The organism is Pseudomonas sp. p1(2021b), assembly GCF_020151015.1.
Classification (GTDB): domain Bacteria; phylum Pseudomonadota; class Gammaproteobacteria; order Pseudomonadales; family Pseudomonadaceae; genus Aquipseudomonas; species Aquipseudomonas putida_K.
Map to the genome: position 1 here is coordinate 39576 of NZ_CP083747.1, position 19687 is coordinate 59262.

General features: G+C 59.6%; 12 protein-coding genes and 7 pseudogenes. 8 read left to right on the forward strand and 11 right to left on the reverse strand.

Going from position 1 to position 19687, the window contains the following annotated elements:
* Positions 1-40: 40 nt before the first annotated feature.
* Both istB (K8374_RS24545) and istA (K8374_RS24550) read right to left on the reverse strand, forming a co-directional pair.
* On the reverse strand, positions 41-844 hold the full coding sequence (gene istB, locus K8374_RS24545; RefSeq protein WP_010454871.1) for an IS21-like element ISPst3 family helper ATPase IstB: 804 nt from the start codon (positions 842-844) through the stop codon (positions 41-43).
* Complete coding sequence (gene istA / locus K8374_RS24550) at positions 837-2336, reverse strand: IS21-like element ISPst3 family transposase (RefSeq protein WP_024012635.1); 1500 nt, start codon at positions 2334-2336, stop codon at positions 837-839. The genes istB (K8374_RS24545) and istA (K8374_RS24550) overlap by 8 nt, the downstream gene beginning before the upstream one ends.
* A 409-nt stretch (positions 2337-2745) precedes the next feature.
* Here istA (K8374_RS24550) and K8374_RS24555 point away from each other — a divergent pair, with 409 nt between their 5' ends.
* The gene (locus tag K8374_RS24555) at positions 2746-4299 is read left to right on the forward strand and encodes an amidase (protein ID WP_224459417.1); all 1554 of its coding nucleotides are present in this window, start codon (positions 2746-2748) and stop codon (positions 4297-4299) included.
* A gap of 848 nt (positions 4300-5147) precedes the next feature.
* Here the strand turns inward: K8374_RS24555 and merR are convergent.
* Entirely contained in the window at positions 5148-5546 is a 399-nt protein-coding gene (gene merR, locus K8374_RS24560) for an Hg(II)-responsive transcriptional regulator (protein ID WP_003089120.1), read from the reverse strand.
* Between the two features lie 74 nt (positions 5547-5620).
* On the opposite strand from merR, the pseudogene K8374_RS24565 reads away from it, so the two are divergent.
* From K8374_RS24565 to K8374_RS24575, 3 genes and pseudogenes are all read left to right on the forward strand, one after another.
* A pseudogene (locus K8374_RS24565) lies at positions 5621-5971 on the forward strand (mercuric transporter MerT family protein).
* Between the two features lie 12 nt (positions 5972-5983).
* Positions 5984-6259: a mercury resistance system periplasmic binding protein MerP gene (gene merP / locus K8374_RS24570; RefSeq protein WP_003150552.1), complete on the forward strand. Its 276-nt coding sequence runs from the start codon at positions 5984-5986 to the stop codon at positions 6257-6259.
* 7 nt (positions 6260-6266) lie between these two features.
* Complete coding sequence (locus tag K8374_RS24575) at positions 6267-6479, forward strand: GDCCVxC domain-containing (seleno)protein (protein ID WP_003089113.1); 213 nt, start codon at positions 6267-6269, stop codon at positions 6477-6479.
* 12 nt (positions 6480-6491) lie between these two features.
* Here K8374_RS24575 and K8374_RS24580 read toward each other — a convergent pair.
* The 4 pseudogenes from K8374_RS24580 to istA (K8374_RS24595) form a co-directional block, all read right to left on the reverse strand.
* Positions 6492-7853 (reverse strand): annotated as a pseudogene (locus K8374_RS24580) (Tn3 family transposase); the annotation flags it as partial.
* A gap of 33 nt (positions 7854-7886) precedes the next feature.
* A pseudogene (locus K8374_RS24585) lies at positions 7887-8135 on the reverse strand (Tn3 family transposase); the annotation flags it as partial.
* A gap of 189 nt (positions 8136-8324) precedes the next feature.
* Positions 8325-9127 (reverse strand): annotated as a pseudogene (gene istB / locus K8374_RS24590) (IS21-like element ISPst3 family helper ATPase IstB).
* Positions 9120-10618, reverse strand: a pseudogene (istA, locus tag K8374_RS24595) (IS21 family transposase). Before istA (K8374_RS24595) ends, istB (K8374_RS24590) begins: the two co-directional pseudogenes overlap by 8 nt.
* 156 nt (positions 10619-10774) lie before the next feature.
* Here istA (K8374_RS24595) and K8374_RS24600 point away from each other — a divergent pair.
* The gene (locus K8374_RS24600) at positions 10775-11620 is read left to right on the forward strand and encodes an AraC family transcriptional regulator (protein ID WP_003464995.1); all 846 of its coding nucleotides are present in this window, start codon (positions 10775-10777) and stop codon (positions 11618-11620) included.
* 29 nt (positions 11621-11649) lie between these two features.
* Here K8374_RS24600 and K8374_RS24605 read toward each other — a convergent pair whose 3' ends face one another.
* The 3 genes from K8374_RS24605 to K8374_RS24615 all read right to left on the reverse strand — a co-directional run bounded on the left by K8374_RS24605 (position 11650) and on the right by K8374_RS24615 (position 15885).
* A complete protein-coding gene (locus tag K8374_RS24605; RefSeq protein WP_003464991.1) occupies positions 11650-12168 on the reverse strand; it encodes a YkgB family protein in 519 nt (172 codons plus the stop codon).
* Positions 12169-12355: 187 nt separating this feature from the next.
* Positions 12356-15322: a Tn3 family transposase gene (locus tag K8374_RS24610; protein WP_001138070.1), complete on the reverse strand. Its 2967-nt coding sequence runs from the start codon at positions 15320-15322 to the stop codon at positions 12356-12358.
* A 2-nt stretch (positions 15323-15324) separates the two neighbouring features.
* Positions 15325-15885: a recombinase family protein gene (locus K8374_RS24615; protein ID WP_003124096.1), complete on the reverse strand. Its 561-nt coding sequence runs from the start codon at positions 15883-15885 to the stop codon at positions 15325-15327.
* A gap of 264 nt (positions 15886-16149) precedes the next feature.
* Between K8374_RS24615 and K8374_RS26630 the strand changes: the two are divergent.
* Both K8374_RS26630 and K8374_RS26635 read left to right on the forward strand, forming a co-directional pair.
* Positions 16150-16803 (forward strand): annotated as a pseudogene (locus K8374_RS26630) (PAS domain-containing protein); the annotation flags it as partial.
* Between the two features lie 399 nt (positions 16804-17202).
* A pseudogene (locus K8374_RS26635) lies at positions 17203-17727 on the forward strand (methyl-accepting chemotaxis protein); the annotation flags it as partial.
* Positions 17728-18140: 413 nt separating this feature from the next.
* Here K8374_RS26635 and K8374_RS24625 read toward each other — a convergent pair.
* Positions 18141-18887 (reverse strand): SDR family NAD(P)-dependent oxidoreductase, encoded by a 747-nt coding sequence (locus tag K8374_RS24625; RefSeq protein ID WP_060495442.1) that lies wholly within the window; start codon positions 18885-18887, stop codon positions 18141-18143.
* 360 nt (positions 18888-19247) lie between these two features.
* On the opposite strand from K8374_RS24625, the gene K8374_RS24630 reads away from it, so the two are divergent.
* A complete protein-coding gene (locus tag K8374_RS24630; protein ID WP_021703070.1) occupies positions 19248-19484 on the forward strand; it encodes a DUF2798 domain-containing protein in 237 nt (78 codons plus the stop codon).
* The last annotated feature ends 203 nt before the right edge of the window (positions 19485-19687 follow it).

Below are 19687 nucleotides of genomic sequence, written 5' to 3' on the forward strand. Positions count from 1 at the left end.
GCCACATGCAGCCATGTAGCAGGCCGTCGTCGCCATGAAATCAGAACGGCTCATCGTCCTCCGGTTCTTGGCCGCCCTTACGCTTTCGCTCCCGTGATTTGATCTTGGCCTGGGCCGCCAAGCTACTGTGTTGCAGTCGATAGGACTCGTTACCGGTTTCGACGATGTGGCAGTGGTGGGTCAGCCGATCCAGCAGGGCGGTGGTCATCTTGGCGTCGCCGAACACGCTCGACCATTCGGCGAAGCTCAGGTTGGTGGTGATCACCACGCTGGTGTGTTCGTACAGCTTGGACAGCAGGTGAAACAGCAACGCACCGCCAGCCTGGCTGAAGGGCAGATAACCCAGTTCGTCGAGGATGACCAGATCCATGCGCAGCAGAGCTTGGGCGATCCGCCCGGCTTTGCCGTCGTGCTTTTCGCGCTCCAGCAGATTGACCAGATCGACCGTGGAGTAGAAGCGCACGCGCTTGCCGTGCCGGGTGATGCCGGACACGGCCAGCGCAGTGGCCAGGTGGGTTTTACCGGTGCCAGGCCCACCGATCAGCACCACGTTCTGCGCGGTGTCGGTAAAGGCCAGACTGGCCAGTTCGCTGATCAAACGAGCGTCTGCGCTGGAGGCGCTGAAGTCGAAGCCGGCCAGGTCGCGGTGCATCGGCAGCTTGGCCATGTTCATCTGGTGGCTCACCGAGCGCATGGCGCGATCTGTGTGCTCTTGTTCCAGCAGGTGTTCGAGCAGCCACTTGGACGAGGCTGTGTTCGACTCACCCTGCGCAGTCAACTCCGCCCAGGCCGTGGCCATGCCGTGCAGGCGCAGCTCCTTGAGTTCCGCCATCAAATCACGCATGACCGATCTCCTCGGTCTGGCCACGCAGGCGGTCGTAGCGCGCCGTGTTAGCGACGGGGGCTTCCTTGAGCGACAAGTGGGTTTCGACGCTGGGTGGTGGTTCGGTCGCGGCCAGGCGCGCCACGACATTGAGGATGTGTTCGGCGCTCAGGCTGCCGCTTTCCAGTACCAGCTCAACAGCCACCAGCACCGCATCGAGCCCGGCGACCGGTACGGCAGCCAGAACTTGCGCCATGATCCGGTCACCGCCGGCATGACGCCCCAGACCGTGCTTAAGCTGACGCAGCGGCGCCGGCAGATCAGCAAAGGGCGCGCCGTTGCGCAGCGCACCGGGCTTGCGTTCGATCAGCGGGAGGTAGTGCTGCCAGTCATAGCTGACCTGGTCGCGATCCAGCAAGCGGACATGGCTGGCGATCAGCGCGTCGTCAGCCACCACCTCGATTCGCGTCGGATACAAACGGCTGCTGACCCACTTACCCGCATACTCACACGGCACCGAGTAGCGGTTGCGCCCGACGCTGACCAGGCAGGTGCTGGAGACCCGCGCAGGCCGCTCGACGTAACCGTCGAATGGCGCTGGCACAGGCATCAGTTCAGCGCGCTCCAACTCCAGCACTTCGGCCACACTCAGCCCGCTGTATTGAGGGTGCGTCAGCTCGTTCCAAAGCGCGCGGCAGCGCTGGCCCAGCCAGGCATTGAGTTCCTCGAAGGAGTGAAACTGACAGTCCTGGGCGTCTAGCCAGATACGCCTGCGGCTGTCTTGCACGTTCTTTTCAACGATGCCCTTTTCCCAACCAGCGGCGACGTTGCAGAAGTCCGGATCGAACAGGTAATGCGCGCACATCACCGCAAAGCGCGCATTCACCGCCCGGCCTTTGCCCTTATTGACCTTGTCGACGGCGGTCTTCATGTTGTCGTAGATGCCCCGGCGCGGCACGCCGCCCAAGGAGCCGAACGAGCGTGTATGGGCGTCAAATAACATCTCATGGCCCTGGCTCGGATACGCCACAAGCCAGAACGCACGGCTGGCACACAGCTTCAGATGTGCCACCTGCATACGCCGGTAAATGCCGCCGACCAGCAAGCCTTCCTCGCTCCAGTCAAACTGAAACGCCTCGCCAAGAGCAAAGGTCAGCGGCACAAAGGCCTGCGACGCCTTGCCCTGTCCCCCTCGCCAGGCACGGATAAACGCGGTGAGCTGGCTGTAGCCACCGTCATAACCTTCGGCTTTGATTTGCGCCAACAGCGCCTTGGCACTGCGCCGCTGTTGCTTGGGCCGCAGCGAATCGGCTTTTAGCGCCTGCTCCAGCGTGGCGTGAAAAGGGCTGAGTTTGTTGAAGATCGCGCGGCGTTGGTAGACCGGCGGCTTGGCCTCAGGTGCTCTGACCCACTTGCGAATCGTGTTGCGCGCCAACCCGGTGCGCTTGGCTATCTCATGCAGCGACAGCTTGTCGCGGAAATACATCCGGCGGATTTTGCCCATCATTTCCATACTGATCACCCTGTGTTCTCCTGCTCAAAAATTGAGCAGAAGCAGTTGAACACCTGGGTCAGTTTTCAGTCGGCAGAACAGCCTCTACTGGGTCAGTTTTCGGTCAGCGGCAACAGGCGTGCACTCATTCCGGTCACATCACGCATCGACCTGATCAGTCGGAGTCGCTCATTTCATACGCAACATGGCTCATCGATGGCGTACGTCAAGGCCCCACGCCCGTATTCATCGCCGTAGCTCACATCGAAGTCGACATCAGGCTCGAGCCGCCACGACTGAGCGAACGCAAACTCTGCAACGCGACAGGCCCCGCTGGCACCAGACTTGCTTGCCTCATCCGATCGATCGCCGATCGCTCGGGCTCGTCGATCGGCAATTCCCCAGCGCTCCCTACCAGATAAGGACCACCATGCGACACTTCATTCCGTACACGATTCCTGCCCCGCTTTTGAGCAGTGCTGCCGCCATTGACGTGGAAGAACTGTCGATATCGGACGTCGGTGAAGCATTCACGCAGCGAACCTTCCTCCCGAGCGAACTCGCGGCAGCATGCCTGATGCGCATCAATCACTTGGAGCCGTATCTCAATGCCTTCATTTGGCTGAATCCCGACGTTCTCGATGACGCACGACGCGCGGATGCTGAGATCGTCGAGGGGAAGCAGCGAGGTCCACTGCACGGTGTCCCGCTCGTACTGAAGGACAACATGGACATCGCTGGCGTTAGAACTACGGCCGGCTACGCAGGGTTCGCCTCTGAGGACCGAGTCGTTGACTCTCAGCTGGGAGCGTTCAACGGTCTTGATCTGATGCCCGGGCATGACGCTGAGTTGGTGAGCCGGCTGAAGGCGGCAGGCGCCATCATTTTGGGCAAAAGCAACCTACCGGACTTCGGGCTTGATGGCCTGCGTGCCGATTCGAGTCATGCGGGAGATACCCTCAACCCTTACGACCGCCGTTACGCTCCGGGCGCATCGAGTTCCGGCAGTGCGGCTGCGGTCGCAACCGGCATGGGCATGGTCGGCATCGGGACCGATACAGCCGGGTCGATACTCTTCCCCGCTTCTGCGCAAAGCCTAGTGGGCCTGAAGCCGTCTTTCAATCTGGTGCCGACGGCAGGCATCTTTCCCGGTCTTGCCAATCACGACGTCGCGGGGCCTATTGCTCGTACTGTGACCGACGCGGCAATCACGCTGGATGTGATAGCGAATGAATCGACGGACGTGTCCGCGTTGAGGTATGCCGACTCGCTTCGTCGCGGGTCGTTTAAGGGCAAGCGCATAGGCCTGTTCGAAGCCGGGATATGGGCTGGCGCCTTGCACCCTGAAGTTCAGTCGCACTACTCGAAAATGATTCGAATCATCGAGGACCTTGGCGCGGAGACGGTCCCGGTGGTCTTTGGTGATACCGATTGGAAGTCTCGCTGGTCGTCGCGCAAGAACTTCGTAGACACGAACTGTTATCTCGCTGGGGTAGACGCCTACCTCGCTGCCCTGGGTGGAGACAACCCGAACTCACGCCTCGCTTTCAGGGCTCGAACCGGATTCGACATTGGCCTCGGGACCACTGCGCCTTTGCACGGGTTGCTGGCCAACACCGGAATCAACGTGGCAATTTCCGGTGCAGAGATGGATCGGGTGATCGAGATAGCCAAGAGCCTTCTCCGGCACTATCAAACAATCTTGAAGGACAAGCGTATCGACGCCCTTTTCATGCCTCGCTCGATAAATCCTCTGCCAGACCTCGACGGTGACACACCGAAATACTTGGGCGACCAGTCGGTCGCTACAGAAGTCAACGAACTGGGGCTTCCTGCAATCACAGTTCCCGCCGGATACCTCGACGACGGCCGACCAATCGCCGTCGACATCGTTGGGACAAGCTTAGGAAGCGATCGCGAGATTCTCTCCTTGGCCTTCGATTTCGAGCAGCACACACGATTGCGGAGGCGGCCAGCGATCTGAGTCGGACTGCCACTTCGCACGACAACAAAGACGAAATTTGCCAGGCGTTCTGAGTGCTGAGAAGCGTGCGCAAAGGAAAGTCGGCACGCCAACGCCTTGCGCCGATCCCCTGCAATGCCACGCGCCCATTTTGCGAAATCCACTTGAGTGTGCGTCGTGGGCCCGAGGGCACTTGGAACGGACACCGGGGATCCCAGCAGAGCGCGTTAAGCACCACCCCACAACCGGATCAGATACCTACCGGCTGATCATTGGCAACGTATCAGAAGCAGATACGAGGTTTTGCACATCGAGCGGGACCGCGTACCTGCCATCCCAATTTGGCTGGACCCTTTGCCACTGGGAAGCGCAAGTATTTCTATTTATGGCGGACGGAGCCCATTGCAGTTCAAAGCCGACCAAGGACGGCGCCCTACTTCGTATTGACCTCACGTTTCCGCATGAATGCTCGTATTGTCAAATCAGGTGGACGGTCTGAGATTCAGAAGGTCGAGCAGCGGCTACTTCTCTCCAGAAAAGTGGCAAGATCGAGCGCCGGAAGGGAGACAGACGCATCCGATGCACGGACCCACATCTGAACCGTTTTCAGAATCAACTTGACTTGGGCGGTTCTTTGAAAATGCATATCGACAGTTCTAATAGCACTCAGATTGTCTGTCCGGATCGCGCGTACCGGAAGCTTTCCTCGCCCGAACGCGAACCGGGGATCTCTCAGCCATCGACGTCCAGGCTGATCGCCGCACTCGAAAAGAGCATTGGGGTTTGGGGAGCAATGGAACCAAAAACCAACGTAAGCTCTGAATCCCACCGTAAAGGGGCTTTCCGATCTCCAGCTCACCCGCCAGGCATTACTCTCTGATCAGTGCCTCGATGATCGGGCAGATCGTTCCGCCGTCTCCCGCATCACATTGCTGCACCAGTTCGCCTAACAGTTGCTGCATGACGACCAAGTCGGCCATCTTCTGCTCGATCAACGCGAGCTTGCGTGCAGCCCGTGCTCGCGTTTCGGCACAGGCGCACGACTCATCCAGCGTCAGCAGTCCACCGACTTCCGAGAGCGTGAAACCCAGCGCCTGAGCCCGCTTGATGAAACGCAGTCGCTTCACCATGTCCACCGGATAGCGCCGATGGCCACCCAAGGGTTTGGCTGGTTCATCCAGCAGCCCGCGTCGCTGGTAGTAGCGGATCGTCTCGACGTTCACCCCGGCGGCGTCTGCCAGCTTGCCAATGGTCAGCTCTGTGGCCATCACTTTCTCCTTGATTCCGTACTTTGGTACGGAGTTTAGAATAGCACCTAGGCAATCAGGCTCAGGAGATGGGAATGGGGATGCAACTCACCGGGAAAGGCTCGCTGGTCGCGAGTTCGCTGACCGCCATCGGTGCGTCGGTGTGCTGTGTCGGGCCACTGGTGCTGTTGGCACTCGGTGTCGGCGGTACGTGGGTGGGCGCTCTGACCATGATGGAGCCACTACGCCCCCTCTTCATCGGGTTGACTCTACTGTTCCTGGGATTGGCATTCCGCAAGCTCTACCTGGTGCCACAGGTTTGTACGCCAGGTACACCCTGCGCCGATCCGCGCACGCTCGTGCGACAGTGACTCGTGTTCTGGATCGTCAGCGTGCTGCTGCTCGGCCTATTGGCCGTGCCGTGGCTCGCCCCGCTGTTCTACTGAAGGAGATTAACCATGCGCAAACTGCTGATCGCCGTGCTTTTCGCCTTGCCCTTCGTGGCGCTGGCGGCTCCCCCGAAAACCGTCACGCTCGACGTGCAGAACATGACGTGCGGACTCTGTCCGATCACGGTCAAGAAGTCGCTGGAGAAGGTGTCCGGCGTGAGTGACGTCCAGGTCAATTTCGACCAGAAGACGGCGACCGTCACCTACGATCCCGATAAGGCCCAGCCCGAGGCACTGACTGAGGCGACCGCGAACGCGGGATACCCCTCCACAGTGCAGAAGTGAGGTCACGATGAGCGCCATTGTCCTTGAGTCCGTGCTGACTTGCCCGCGCTGCGGCTTCGCCAAGCCGGAAACCATGCCCACGGACGCCTGCCAGTTCTATTACGAGTGCAGCAACTGCAAGGCGCTGCTGCGCCCCAACCCAGGGGATTGCTGCGTTTTCTGTTCGTTCGGCTCGGTGAAGTGCCCGCCGATCCAGCAGCAGCTTGGGTGTTGCTCATAGCGTTTAGGGGGATCACAGGTCGTCGTCTGGATTACGCAGTGGCCGCAGCTCGCCGCGCGCAACTTCTTCCGGTACCGCAAAGGAATACCGCCCGAGCATGTTGATGTGCTCGTAGATCAGCGGCGATAGCCGGGCCAAATCCTCTTCCAGCACTGGATAGCCGTGCTGCTTGAGCCGTTCCACGGCCGCCGTCATGTAGAGGGTGTTCCACAGCACGATGATGTTCACCACCAGGCCCAGAGCACCGAGCTGGTCTTCCTGGCCTTCGCGGTAGCGCTGGCGGAGCTCGCCGCGTTTGCCGTGGAACACGGCGCGGGCCAGGCTGTGCCGGCCTTCGCCTCGGTTCAACTGGGTCAGGGTGGCGCGGCGCTTGGACTCGTCGTCGATATAGGTCAACGTGTGCAGAGTCTTTTCGATCCGCCCGAATTCGGCCAGCGCCTGGGCCAGCCGGGTGGGTCTATCTCCCGTTTGCAGCGTGCGCATGATGCCAGTCGCCGGCACCCGGCCGAGTTTGAGCGAGCCGGCCAGGCGCAGCAGGTCGTCCCAGTGCTCGGCGATCAGGTCGAGTTTGACCGACTGGCGGGCCAGCCCGTTGAGCTTGCCGTAGTCCGCGTCCGGGCGCGTGCGCCAGAAGCGGGTACCGCCGACATCGGCCAGCCGCGGACTGAAGTGGTAGCCAAGTAGGCGGAAGAGCCCGAACACCACATCGCTGTAGGCCCCGGTGTCGGTCATGATTTGCGTCGGCTGCAACTCGGTCTGCTGTTCCAGCACGACCGCCAGCAACACCAGGCTGTCGCGCAGCGTGCCGGGCACGGTGATGGCGTTGAGGCCGGAGAATTGGTCGGAAATCAGGTTGTACCAGGTGACACCCCGGCCGGTGCCGAAATACTTCGGATTGGGGCCGGCATGCACGGTGCGCACCGGTACGACGAAGCGCATGCCATCGGCGGAGGCGACCTCGCCGCCACCCCAGACTTGGGCCAGTTCCAGTTGGCTTTGCGCTCCGACCAGGATGGCGTTAGCCGCTGACAGGGTGTCGTCGCGGATATAATTCTGGCTGACCCAGGACAGCCGGTCACGGCGCAGCGCCGGGTTGTCGGTGCGGATCAAGGGCTCCAGGCCGGTGTTGCAGGCCCCGCCCAACAGCACCGCGCAGAGGCTGGTGACCAGGTTGTCGGCGCGTGCATTGCGTTCGGAGACATGGGTGAAGGCCTCGGAAAAGCCAGTGCGGGCGGCGATTTCCAAGAGGATTTCCGGCAGATCGACACGCGGCATCAGGTCAGACACGGCCGCCCGCAGTTGCAGCAACGAGCAGGGCTCGTCCAGCTTGTCCAGCGCCCCGAGCGACAGTTCGGTCTTGCCCTCGGTGTTCTCGGGGTCGCCTCAGAAAACGGAAAATAAAGCACGCTAAGCCGGTTGCAGCGGTCGTAGCGGCCTGAACTTGCCCGCGCCGATCTTGGCGCTGCTGCGCCAGAGGTAATCGCCGGTGAGGTTGATGTGCTCCCAACCGAGCGGCGACAGGTACTGCAACAGCGCGTCATCAACGGCATGGCCGTTGCCACGCAGCGCGTGCGCAGCCCGTTCCAGATAGACCGTGTTCCACAACACGACGGCAGCCGTTACCAGATTGAGGCCGCTAGCCCGGTAGCGCTGTTGGCGCTGATGGAAAATTGACCCACCCTGCCGATTGAAATTTGACCCAGGGCGGATTGCTGATTTTGTTACCAGCAACTGTGGATAAGTCTACCAGCGCAGCTGCTGTTGCCCCCACTCCTTCGCTAGCCCAGTTCAGTTGTTTAAGACCTGCCACACGCAGCCATGTAGCAGGCCGTCGTCGCCATGAAATCAGAACGGCTCATCGTCCTCCGGTTCCTGGCCGCCCTTACGCTTTCGCTCCCGTGATTTGATCTTGGCCTGGGCCGCCAAGCTACTGTGTTGCAGGCGATAGGACTCGTTACCGGTTTCGACGATGTGGCAGTGGTGGGTCAGCCGATCCAGCAGGGCGGTGGTCATCTTGGCGTCGCCGAACACGCTCGACCATTCGGCGAAGCTCAGGTTGGTGGTGATCACCACGCTGGTGTGTTCGTACAGCTTGGATAGCAGGTGAAACAGCAACGCACCGCCGGCCTGGCTGAAGGGCAGATAACCCAGTTCGTCGAGGATGACCAGATCCATGCGCAGCAGAGCTTGGGCGATCCGCCCGGCTTTGCCGTCGTGCTTTTCGCGCTCCAGCAGATTGACCAGATCGACCGTGGAGTAGAAGCGCACGCGCTTGCCGTGCCGGGTGATGCCGGACACGGCCAGCGCAGTGGCCAGGTGGGTTTTACCGGTGCCAGGCCCACCGATCAGCACCACGTTCTGCGCGGTGTCGGTAAAGGCCAGACTGGCCAGTTCGCTGATCAAACGAGCGTCTGCGCTGGAGGCGCTGAAGTCGAAGCCGGCCAGGTCGCGGTGCATCGGCAGCTTGGCCATGTTCATCTGGTGGCTCACCGAGCGCATGGCGCGATCTGTGTGCTCTTGTTCCAGCAGGTGTTCGAGCAGCCACTTGGACGAGGCTGTGTTCGACTCACCCTGCGCAGTCAACTCCGCCCAGGCCGTGGCCATGCCGTGCAGGCGCAGCTCCTGAGTTCCGCCATCAAATCACGCATGACCGATCTCCTCGGTCTGGCCACGCAGGCGGTCGTAGCGCGCCGTGTTAGCGACGGGGCTTCCTTGAGCGACAAGTGGGTTTCGACGCTGGGTGGTGGTTCGGTCGCGGCCAGGCGCGCCACGACATTGAGGATGTGTTCGGCGCTCAGGCTGCCGCTTTCCAGTACCAGCTCAACAGCCACCAGCACCGCATCGAGCCCGGCGACCGGTACGGCAGCCAGAACTTGCGCCATGATCCGGTCACCGCCGGCATGACGCCCCAGACCGTGCTTAAGCTGACGCAGCGGCGCCGGCAGATCAGCAAAGGGCGCGCCGTTGCGCAGCGCACCGGGCTTGCGTTCGATCAGCGGGAGGTAGTGCTGCCAGTCATAGCTGACCTGGTCGCGATCCAGCAAGCGGACATGGCTGGCGATCAGCGCGTCGTCAGCCACCACCTCGATTCGCGTCGGATACAAACGGCTGCTGACCCACTTACCCGCATACTCACACGGCACCGAGTAGCGGTTGCGCCCGACGCTGACCAGGCAGGTGCTGGAGACCCGCGCAGGCCGCTCGACGTAACCGTCGAATGGCGCTGGCACAGGCATCAGTTCAGCGCGCTCCAACTCCAGCACTTCGGCCACACTCAGCCCGCTGTATTGAGGGTGCGTCAGCTCGTTCCAAAGCGCGCGGCAGCGCTGGCCCAGCCAGGCATTGAGTTCCTCGAAGGAGTGAAACTGGCAGTCCTGGGCGTCTAGCCAGATACGCCTGCGGCTGTCTTGCACGTTCTTTTCAACGATGCCCTTTTCCCAACCAGCGGCGACGTTGCAGAAGTCCGGATCGAACAGGTAATGCGCGCACATCACCGCAAAGCGCGCATTCACCGCCCGGCCTTTGCCCTTATTGACCTTGTCGACGGCGGTCTTCATGTTGTCGTAGATGCCCCGGCGCGGCACGCCGCCCAAGGAGCCGAACGAGCGTGTATGGGCGTCAAATAACATCTCATGGCCCTGGCTCGGATACGCCACAAGCCAGAACGCACGGCTGGCACACAGCTTCAGATGTGCCACCTGCATACGCCGGTAAATGCCGCCGACCAGCAAGCCTTCCTCGCTCCAGTCAAACTGAAACGCCTCGCCAAGAGCAAAGGTCAGCGGCACAAAGGCCTGCGACGCCTTGCCCTGTCCCCCTCGCCAGGCACGGATAAACGCGGTGAGCTGGCTGTAGCCACCGTCATAACCTTCGGCTTTGATTTGCGCCAACAGCGCCTTGGCACTGCGCCGCTGTTGCTTGGGCCGCAGCGAATCGGCTTTTAGCGCCTGCTCCAGCGTGGCGTGAAAAGGGCTGAGTTTGTTGAAGATCGCGCGGCGTTGGTAGACCGGCGGCTTGGCCTCAGGTGCTCTGACCCACTTGCGAATCGTGTTGCGCGCCAACCCGGTGCGCTTGGCTATCTCATGCAGCGACAGCTTGTCGCGGAAATACATCCGGCGAATTTTGCCCATCATTTCCATACTGATCACCCTGTGTTCTCCTGCTCAAAAATTGAGCAGAAGCAGTTGAACACCTGGGTCAGTTTTCAGTCGGCAGAACAGCCTCTACTGGGTCAGTTTTCGGTCAGCGGCAACAATGGTATGGTCTGTGCGTTCTGACTCGTCAAGGATCGGCCAATGGATCGTTTGTCTAATTTGCTCTCGCGGTTCGGCGTGCGGGCCAATCTGTTCTATGACGGCGACCTATGCGGCTCTGCATCTTACGATGGCGCCGAGCGGCGAGGTTATATCCATCTGCTTCAGGCCGGCAGCGTGACGTTGCTTGGTCCCGATCGCAAGGATTTGCAGCTCACTCGCCCTAGCTTGATTTTTATGCCACGCCCCGCCAAGCATCAATTGTTTGCGGGTGAGTCCGATGGCGCAAAGTTGTTGTGTGCTTCCATGGAGTTTGAGGGCGGAATTGATAATCCTTTGTCGGCTTCATTACCGGACTGTTTGGTGCTCGCACTCGATGATCTGCCCATGCTGGCAGACACGTTGGAGTGGATGTTTGCCGAGGCGGCAAATGTGCATTGTGGAAGGGAAGCCGCGCTTGAGCGCTTATTTGAGCTCCTAATCATTCTGTTGCTCCGTTACCTGCTCGATCATCACCAGTTGCGCACCGGAATGATGGCTGGACTGGCCGACATGCGGCTTGCCCGATCGCTTTTACAGATGCACAACTCCCCGGAACATGCCTGGTCAATAGCAGAGCTGGCCAGTGAGTCAAATATGTCACGCGCTGCGTATGCCGTGCATTTCAAGAGTGTCATCGGACAGACGCCTGCTGATTATTTGTTGAGTTGGCGAGTTAGCCTGGCTCAGAAGCTGATGCGAGAAGGGCGCTCGATTACGCTGATTGCAGCTCAAGTCGGCTACGAAAGTCCTTCGGCGCTGTCTCGCGCATTTAGACGCAAGACGGGGTTGAGCCCTCGTGACTGGTTGAAAGATCTGGCGGGGGAAAATGATGGCAAAAAGGCCTAAGGCATTACTGCCTTAAGCCATTGAAAAAATTATGCATTAATTTTACGTTTTTCCAGTTCAACCAGCGAATGGCCTGCCACAAATATCGAAACAGCAAGCAACCCTAAGTCTTTAAGCAGAAACTGACCTGGCGCAACGGAAATCGCCGGAAACCCTAAACTAGGCTCAATGACGCCCGGAGTGGAAAACATAAAGCTAAGGGTTGTGAAGAACAGGCCTGCAGACAGAGCGCCTCCTACCACGGATAGTTTGGGCGACAGCATGCGGCCTGCGATCAGAGTGCCGATCGAAATCTCTAGTATGCCGAGCAGGCTGGAGAACATGTCGACCGAAAAAATGCTATACACCCATCCCAAAAGCGGGCTGTTGCTCACCAGTGGAACCAGGCCCTCGGCCTCGTAGTGGGTAAATTTCATGCCGCCGAACCAGAAGTAAATAATAGCGAGAGCCAAGTACGCGCCATAGATACCTAGCCCCATAGTTTTGGTTCCAAGCGTTAAGTGGGCCTGTACGCTGGACTTCGAGTTTTCAATGCCTATGGTTTTCATGTCTGAGCTTCCAGTAGTGAGTGAGAGTGTGTTGGCTGCCGAACGCCGTATGCGTTGGCGATGAGATTATTATGGCTGGCATCTCTAATCAAGAGGCATCAGAAAGTATTGATTTCAGTGCAGATCGTCTTGGGCGGTGCAATTCGCGATGAAGGGGGTCGCCTCAGAAAACGGAAAATAAAGCACGCTAAGCCGGTTGCAGCGGTCGTAGCGGCCTGAACTTGCCCGCGCCGATCTTGGCGCTGCTGCGCCAGAGGTAATCGCCGGTGAGGTTGATGTGCTCCCAACCGAGCGGCGACAGGTACTGCAACAGCGCGTCATCAACGGCATGGCCGTTGCCACGCAGCGCGTGCGCAGCCCGTTCCAGATAGACCGTGTTCCACAACACCACGGCAGCCGTTACCAGATTGAGGCCGCTAGCCCGGTAGCGCTGCTGCTCGAAACTGCGGTCGCGGATTTCACCCAGGCGGTTGAAAAACACTGCCCTGGCCAGCGCATTGCGCGCCTCGCCCTTGTTCAGGCCGGCATGCACGCGGCGGCGCAGTTCCACGCTTTGCAGCCAGTCCAGGATGAACAGCGTGCGCTCGATGCGGCCCAGCTCGCGGAGCGCCACGGCCAGGCCGTTCTGGCGTGGGTAGCTGCCGAGCTTTCGGAGCATCAGGGAGGCCGTCACCGTGCCCTGCTTGATCGAGGTGGCCAGCCGCAGGATTTCGTCCCAATGGGCGCGGACGTGCTTGATGTTGAGCGTGCCGCCGATCATGGGTTTCAGCGCGTCATAGGCGGCGTCGCCCTTCGGGATGTAGAGCTTGGTGTCGCCCAGGTCGCGGATGCGCGGCGCGAAGCGGAAGCCCAGGAGGTGCATCAGGGCGAAGACGTGATCGGTGAAGCCCGCCGTGTCGGTGTAATGCTCCTCGATCCGCAAGTCGGACTCGTGGTACAGCAGGCCGTCGAGCACGTAGGTCGAATCGCGCACGCCGACGTTCACGACCTTGGTGTGAAATGGCGCGTACTGGTCAGAAATGTGGGTGTAGAACGTCCGCCCTGGGCTGCTCCCGTATTTCGGGTTGATGTGGCCGGTGCTCTCGGCCTTGCTGCCGGTGCGGAAGTTCTGGCCGTCCGACGATGAGGTGGTGCCGTCGCCCCAGTGCTCGGCGAAGGGATGGCGGAACTGTGCGTTGACCAGATCGGCCAGCGCCGCCCCGTAGGTTTCGTCGCGGATGTGCCAGGCTTGCAGCCAAGCCAGCTTGGCGTAGGTCGTGCCGGGGCAAGACTCCGCCATCTTGGTCAGGCCCAGGTTGATCGCGTCGGCGAGGATCGTGGTCAGCAACAGGTTCTTGTCTTTGGCCGGGTCGCCCGATTTCAGATGCGCGAAATGCCGAGTGAAGCCCGTCCATTCGTCCACCTCCAGCAGCAGTTCGGTGATCTTGACGTGCGGCAGGATCATTGCCGTCTGGTCGATCAGCGCTTGGGCGGTGTCGGGTACCGCCGCGTCGAGCGGCGTGATCTTCAAGCCTGACTCGGTGATGATGGCGTCCGGCAGCTCGTTGGCCGTCGCCATACGGTTGACGGTGGCAAGCTGTGTTTCCAGCAGCGTCAGCCGGTCGTTCAGGTACCGGTTGCAGTCGGTGGCCACGGCCAGCGGCAATTCGCTGGCCTGCTTGAGGCTGGCGAATTTCGCGGGCGGCACCAGGTAGTCCTCGAAGTCCTTGAACTGGCGCGACCCCTGCACCCAGATGTCGCCGGAACGCAACGCGTTCTTCATCTCCGACAGCGCGCATAGTTCGTAGTAGCGCCGGTCGATGCCGGTGTCGGTCATGACCAGCTTCTGCCAGCGCGGCTTGATGAACTCGGTCGGCGCGTCGGCGGGCACCTTGCGGGCGTTGTCGCTGTTCATGCCGCGCAGCACCTCGATGGCGTCGAGCACGTCCTTCGCGGCGGGAGCGGCCCGCAGCTTGAGCACGGCAAGGAATTCCGGCGCGTAGCGGCGCAGCGTGGCGTAGCTTTCGCCGATGCGGTGCAGGAAATCGAAGTCCTCGGGCTGCGCAAGCTTCTGCGCTTCGGTGACGCTCTCGGCGAAGGCATCCCAGGACATGACGGCCTCGATGGCGGCGAACGGATCGCGGCCCGCCTGCTTGGCCTCGATCAGCGCCTGGCCGATGCGGCCGAACAACCGCACCTTGGCGTTGATCGCCTTGCCGGACGCCTGGAATTGCTGCTGATGCTTGTTCTTGGCGGCGTTGAACAGCTTGCCCAGGATGCGGTCGTGCAGGTCGATGATTTCGTCGGTGACGGTGGCCATGCCCTCGATGGCAAGCGCCACCAGGGTGGCATAGCGTCGCTGCGCCTCGAACTTGGCCAGGTCGGCGGGCGTCATCTGGCCACCCTCACGGGCGATCTTGAGCAGGCGGTTCTGGTGCACCGACCGCTCGATGCCAGAAGGCAGGTCGAGCGCCTGCCACGCTTTGAGGCGTTCGATGTGTTCCAGCATGTGCCGCGAATTCGGTTTGACGGGCGATTGGCGCAGCCAGGCCAGCCAGGTCGTTTTGCCGTTGTCCCGACGCTTGAGCAGATCGTCGAGGCGGCGGCGATGCGCGTCCGACAGCGGTTCGGCCAAGGCATCGTAGATGCGCCGGTTGGCGCGGGTGATTGCTTCGGCGCTCGCCCGCTCGACGGCGTTGAGGGCAGGCAGAATGACCGACTGCTGCCGCAGGTGCTCGATCAAGGTGCTGGCCAGCACGATGCCCTTGTCGGTCTGCAAGGCCATCTCGGTCAGCAACTGGACGGCCTGCCGGTAGTGGCCCATGGTAAAGGGCTGGAAGCCGAACACCGTTTGCAGTTCGACCAGGTGCTCGCGCCGGGTCTGCTCCCGCTGCCCGTATTCGTCCCAGCTTTCGACGCTGACCTTGAGCTGGTCGGCGACCAGTTTCAACAAGGGCGGAAACGGCGGCTCATCGACGCCCAGGATGACACCAGGAAAGCGCAGGTAACAGAGCTGCACGGCGAAGCCCAGCCGGTTGGCCGGGCCGCGCCGCTGCCGGATGATGGAGAGGTCGGTTTCGCTGAACGTGTAGTGACGGATCAACTCATCCTTGGTGTCCGGCAACGCCAGCAGGCTTTCGCGCTCGGCGGCGGACAGGATTGAACGACGTGGCATATTTACTGATCCGTTCTCAAGTATTGATACAGGGTTTCGCGACTGATTCCGAATTCACGAGCCAGCTTGGTCTTTTGCTCGCCAGCCTCGACACGTTGGCGCAGTTCGGCAATACGCTCAGACGACAGGGATTTCTTCCTGCCACGGTAGGCCCCGCGCTGCTTGGCGAGCGCGATGCCCTCGCGCTGCCGCTCGCGGATCAAGGCGCGTTCGAACTCGGCGAACGCGCCCATTACCGACAGCATCAGGTTCGCCATCGGCGAGTCCTCGCCGGTGAAGGTCAAATGCTCCTTAAGGAACTCGATGCGTACGCCGCGCTGGGTGAGGCCCTGCACCAGGCGGCGCAGGTCGTCGAGGTTGCGCGCCAGACGATCCATGCTGTGCACCACGACCGTGTCGCCTTCGCGCACGAAGGCGAGCAGCCGTTCCAGTTCGGGCCGCCGTGTGTCCTTGCCCGACGCCTTGTCGGTGAACACTTTATCCACCTGGATCTGTTCGAGCTGCCGTTCTGGGTTCTGGTCGAAGCTGCTGACGCGGACGTAACCGATGCGCTGACCGTGCAAGGTATCCTCCTGAGGGAAATGTGTCAGGAAGAAATCTATGACCCTTGACGGCGTATGTCAATCAATTCGGAAGGCAACTCTATTCTGACGATTTAGCGCCGGATGGTCTGACGCCAAGTTAGGGTATAGCCTAGATTGACATGCGCGATGCAACCCTTAACTTGCTTGCACCTATCGTTTCCATGCTAGCTTTATCGTAACGCTAAAGAAATTGGGCTTAATGCCGAATACAATAAAATAAAACAGCCAACCCTTGAGGCTCTTATGCGCCAGAATTTACCAGTGACGGGTCGAAACTTAGAACTCCCAAAAGATACCAATATTCTTTCGACTACCTCCCCTCAAAGCCATATCACGTACATTAATCCTGACTTCATTAAAATCAGTGGTTTCACTGAGGAAGAACTATTAGGCCAGCCTCACAACATCGTAAGACACCCAGATATGCCGCCTGCTGCATTTGAGCATATGTGGAGTACATTAAAATCTGGCCGCTCATGGATGGGGCTAATAAAAAATCGCTGTAAAAATGGCGACCACTATTGGGTAAGTGCTTATGTAACGCCAATAGCTAAGAATGGTTCGATTGTTGAATACCAGTCTGTAAGGACCAAGCCTGAACCTGAGCAGGTTTTGGCTGCGGAAAAATTATATGCTCAATTGAGAAGCGGGAAGGCCGCGAGGCCGAAATGGGCTGCTAGCTTTTCCGTGAAAATACTCTTGCTCATATGGGGTAGTATTATATCAAGCGCAATGGCTGCCGGCATGCTTACTGATACATCAATAAGCAGCTTATTGTTAGCTACTTTAATGTCAGGAAGCTTAAGCTCTGTTAGTGTTTTGGCTATTCTCTCTCCTCTTGGAAGACTGGTTGAAAGAGCCAGGAATATTTCCAATAACCCATTAAGTCAATCCCTCTACACTGGGCGCACCGATGAGTTTGGCCAAATAGAGTTTGCTTTACGAATGATGCAAGCTGAAACAGGCAGCGTAGTAGGTCGCATAGGTGATGCATCAAATCGGCTTAGCGAACACACCCAAAGCCTACTAAAGGATATTGAGTCAAGCAATGTACTTACAGTTGAGCAGCAGGCAGAGACAGATCAAATAGCAACGGCAGTAAACCAAATGGCGGCAAGCATTCAAGAGGTTGCGAGCAATGCACAGCATGCTGCAGATGCGGCCGGAAGAGCAGACACTGAGACGGCATCTGGCCAGCGTCTGGTAGCCCACACAAGCCAGTCAATCATTGCCCTTGAAGGTGAAATTAGGCAAGCCGCTCAGGTTATTCATGAGCTTGAAGGTCAAAGTAACGAGATATCAAAAGTTCTTGACGTTATACGAGGGATCGCCGAGCAAACGAATTTGTTGGCACTCAACGCAGCAATTGAGGCCGCGCGTGCTGGTGAGCAGGGGCGTGGTTTTGCTGTTGTCGCCGATGAGGTTCGCAGTCTTGCTGCTCGCACCCAGCAATCGACAACGGATATTCAAAGCATGATCAGCGCTCTACAAGAGCGAGCGCAATCCGCTGTTACAGTCATGGAGCAAAGTAGTCGGCAAGCGCACACGAGTGTAGCTCACGCAGAGGAAGCAGCTACAGCTCTTGATGGAATTGGCCAACGTGTTAACGAAATTACCGACATGAACGCGCAAATAGCGACTGCGGTCGAGCAGCAGGGAGCAGTAAGTGAAGACATCAACCGCAGTATTAACAATATACGCGATGCTGCTGATACCAATGTACAGACCGGGCAGAATAATTTGCAAAGTGCGAAATCTGTCGCTCAGTTAACTAGCGCTCTGAGCGAACTGGCAAAACAGTTTTGGGAAAAACGAGGATAACGCTTTTCAGTATCTCGACAGGGATAACTTACTTTACCATCGGTTATCCCTTTTAGCCGCACAAATTTTAGCCATGGCTTTTCAGGAAGTCAGGGCTATCAGAATGGCCTTAGAAAGCCTAGTCAAAGAGCTGTCACGAGAACACCGTTAGCTTAGCGTACGATTTTTTCCGAATTCTGCGGTTCCCCCATCAAGGAGCGTTCGCAGGTCGCCATCAATGAGGGCGAACCGAAGAGCAATCCCTGGGGCGGCCAACTGGTGGGTGGTCCGACCACAGCCAGTACCGGCAATAATGTGGACGACAATATGTCGTTCAGCCAGTTTGCCTGAGTGCGCCTGACGGCCGCCTGATGGCGGCCTTGCTGCGATGAACATGCACCGCAGGGCATATGCCCTGCCGGCGCATGCCATGGTCAGCGCAGGGTGTAGCCGTTGTCGACGATCAGGTCCTGCCCGTGGATGCCCCGTGCGCCCAGCGACAGCAGGTGCAGCATGGCGTCGGCGATCATGGCGGGTTCGAGAAATGCCCCATTCAACAAACGCTGTTTCACTGTCTTGGCCACCGCCGCCAGCGCGTCGTCGCTGAGTTGCAGGGTGCCCCAGATCGGTGTTGCCGTGGGCCCTGGCGATACCATGTTGACCCGGATGTCGTCGGCTGCCAGCTCGACGGCCAGGTTGCGCGCAAAGGCTTTCAGGGCCGCCTTGGAGGCAATGTAGGCGGCGAGGCCGGGAAAGGTTGCCTGCGAGAGAAAGGTGCCGGTGAACACGACCGAGGCTGGGCGGGCCAGGTGGGCTTTCAGGCTGGCCAGGGTATTGAGCGCGCCCGCGCCATTGACGGCCCATTGCCGCTCGAAGGCTGCGGCATCCAGGCCATCGGCCAACTGGGCGATCCCGGCATTGGGGGCCAGGTAGTGTATCGGGCCCAGGGTGTGCGCATACCGGGCCAGCCTGGCGAGGTCGTCGGCGCGGCTGATGTCGCCTTCAAGCCAGGTCAGTCGTTCTCCGTAGTGTTCCTGCAAAGCCCCCAGCTCACCCTGGTGACGGCTCATGGCCAACACCCTGGCCCCGGCCTGGAGCAGGCCGGTCGTCAACGCGTAACCGATGCCCGAGCTGGCACCGGTGACCACAGCCAGGCGATTGTCGAATTCGTTGTGCTGCATGGTTTGTCCTTGCATTCAGTGGGTGAGCACTGTGCTGAACACAAACCATGCCAGTATATAAGTTGTTTAAAAACAGTAGGTTGTGATTTTTGTTGTCGTTATGACCTGGAGTTTTTGTGGTCGCGGTGACTCATCGGTGGTCGCGATGACCCGGCCAGGCGAGCGCATTGCCTCCAGGCTCGTTCCGCATAGAATGCGCAGTGGGGACAATCGGTAAAATGTTCTGCACGGACGGATAAAACCACTGTGCGCATTCGCGGCAGGATAACAGCCATGCCAGGCGCCTTTGTGGCGTTCACGCGTTGAGGGCATCGAGGCGGAGGCGCATGGCGCGCTTCCCGTAACCAGGGGGCATGTACAGTGATCAAGCTATCGAAACGCCACGGGCACCATCTTTTTGCGTTGTTGCAGTCGGCCATTACCTGTGCGATTGCCTCGGCAATTGCCAGCCGTCCGCTGTTTCCCGTGGAACGGTTCATGGGGCACTGGTCGAAGGCCTGGGTGTTGTCCTGGCTGATGATGATTCCGGTGGTGCTGTTGATCGCGCCCTGGCTTCGGCGCCTGGTCAATTACCTGACCGACAGCGACAACCTCTGAGCCCACCGCGCAGCGATGGCATCGGCGGGCCTGAGTGAAAACGCCTACAGGGTGAAAAACGATGACGGCACTCGCGAGCGTTTCCGTACGCCGGGGCAAGCCTTCTCGCCTGGGGAACAGGTACGCATCGACGGCATTCGCCTTGTTCACTAGCAGCCCTGGCCCGAACGGCGCCCCGGCCATCATCCATGGGCGCCGTTCGC

Bases quoted from the DNA above. Each gene is read 5' to 3' on its own strand.
- merP (WP_003150552.1), top strand. From the start codon at position 5,984: ATGCGCAAACTGCTGATCGCCGTGCTTTTCGCCTTGCCCTTCGTGGCG.
- K8374_RS24610 (WP_001138070.1), bottom strand. From the start codon at position 15,322: ATGCCACGTCGTTCAATCCTGTCCGCCGCCGAGCGCGAAAGCCTGCTG.
- K8374_RS24600 (WP_003464995.1), top strand. From the start codon at position 10,775: ATGGATCGTTTGTCTAATTTGCTCTCGCGGTTCGGCGTGCGGGCCAAT.
- K8374_RS24625 (WP_060495442.1), bottom strand. From the start codon at position 18,887: ATGCAGCACAACGAATTCGACAATCGCCTGGCTGTGGTCACCGGTGCC.
- K8374_RS24555 (WP_224459417.1), top strand. From the start codon at position 2,746: ATGCGACACTTCATTCCGTACACGATTCCTGCCCCGCTTTTGAGCAGT.
- istA (WP_024012635.1), bottom strand. From the start codon at position 2,336: ATGGAAATGATGGGCAAAATCCGCCGGATGTATTTCCGCGACAAGCTG.
- istB (WP_010454871.1), bottom strand. From the start codon at position 844: ATGCGTGATTTGATGGCGGAACTCAAGGAGCTGCGCCTGCACGGCATG.
- K8374_RS24605 (WP_003464991.1), bottom strand. From the start codon at position 12,168: ATGAAAACCATAGGCATTGAAAACTCGAAGTCCAGCGTACAGGCCCAC.
- merR (WP_003089120.1), bottom strand. From the start codon at position 5,546: ATGGCCACAGAGCTGACCATTGGCAAGCTGGCAGACGCCGCCGGGGTG.
- K8374_RS24575 (WP_003089113.1), top strand. From the start codon at position 6,267: ATGAGCGCCATTGTCCTTGAGTCCGTGCTGACTTGCCCGCGCTGCGGC.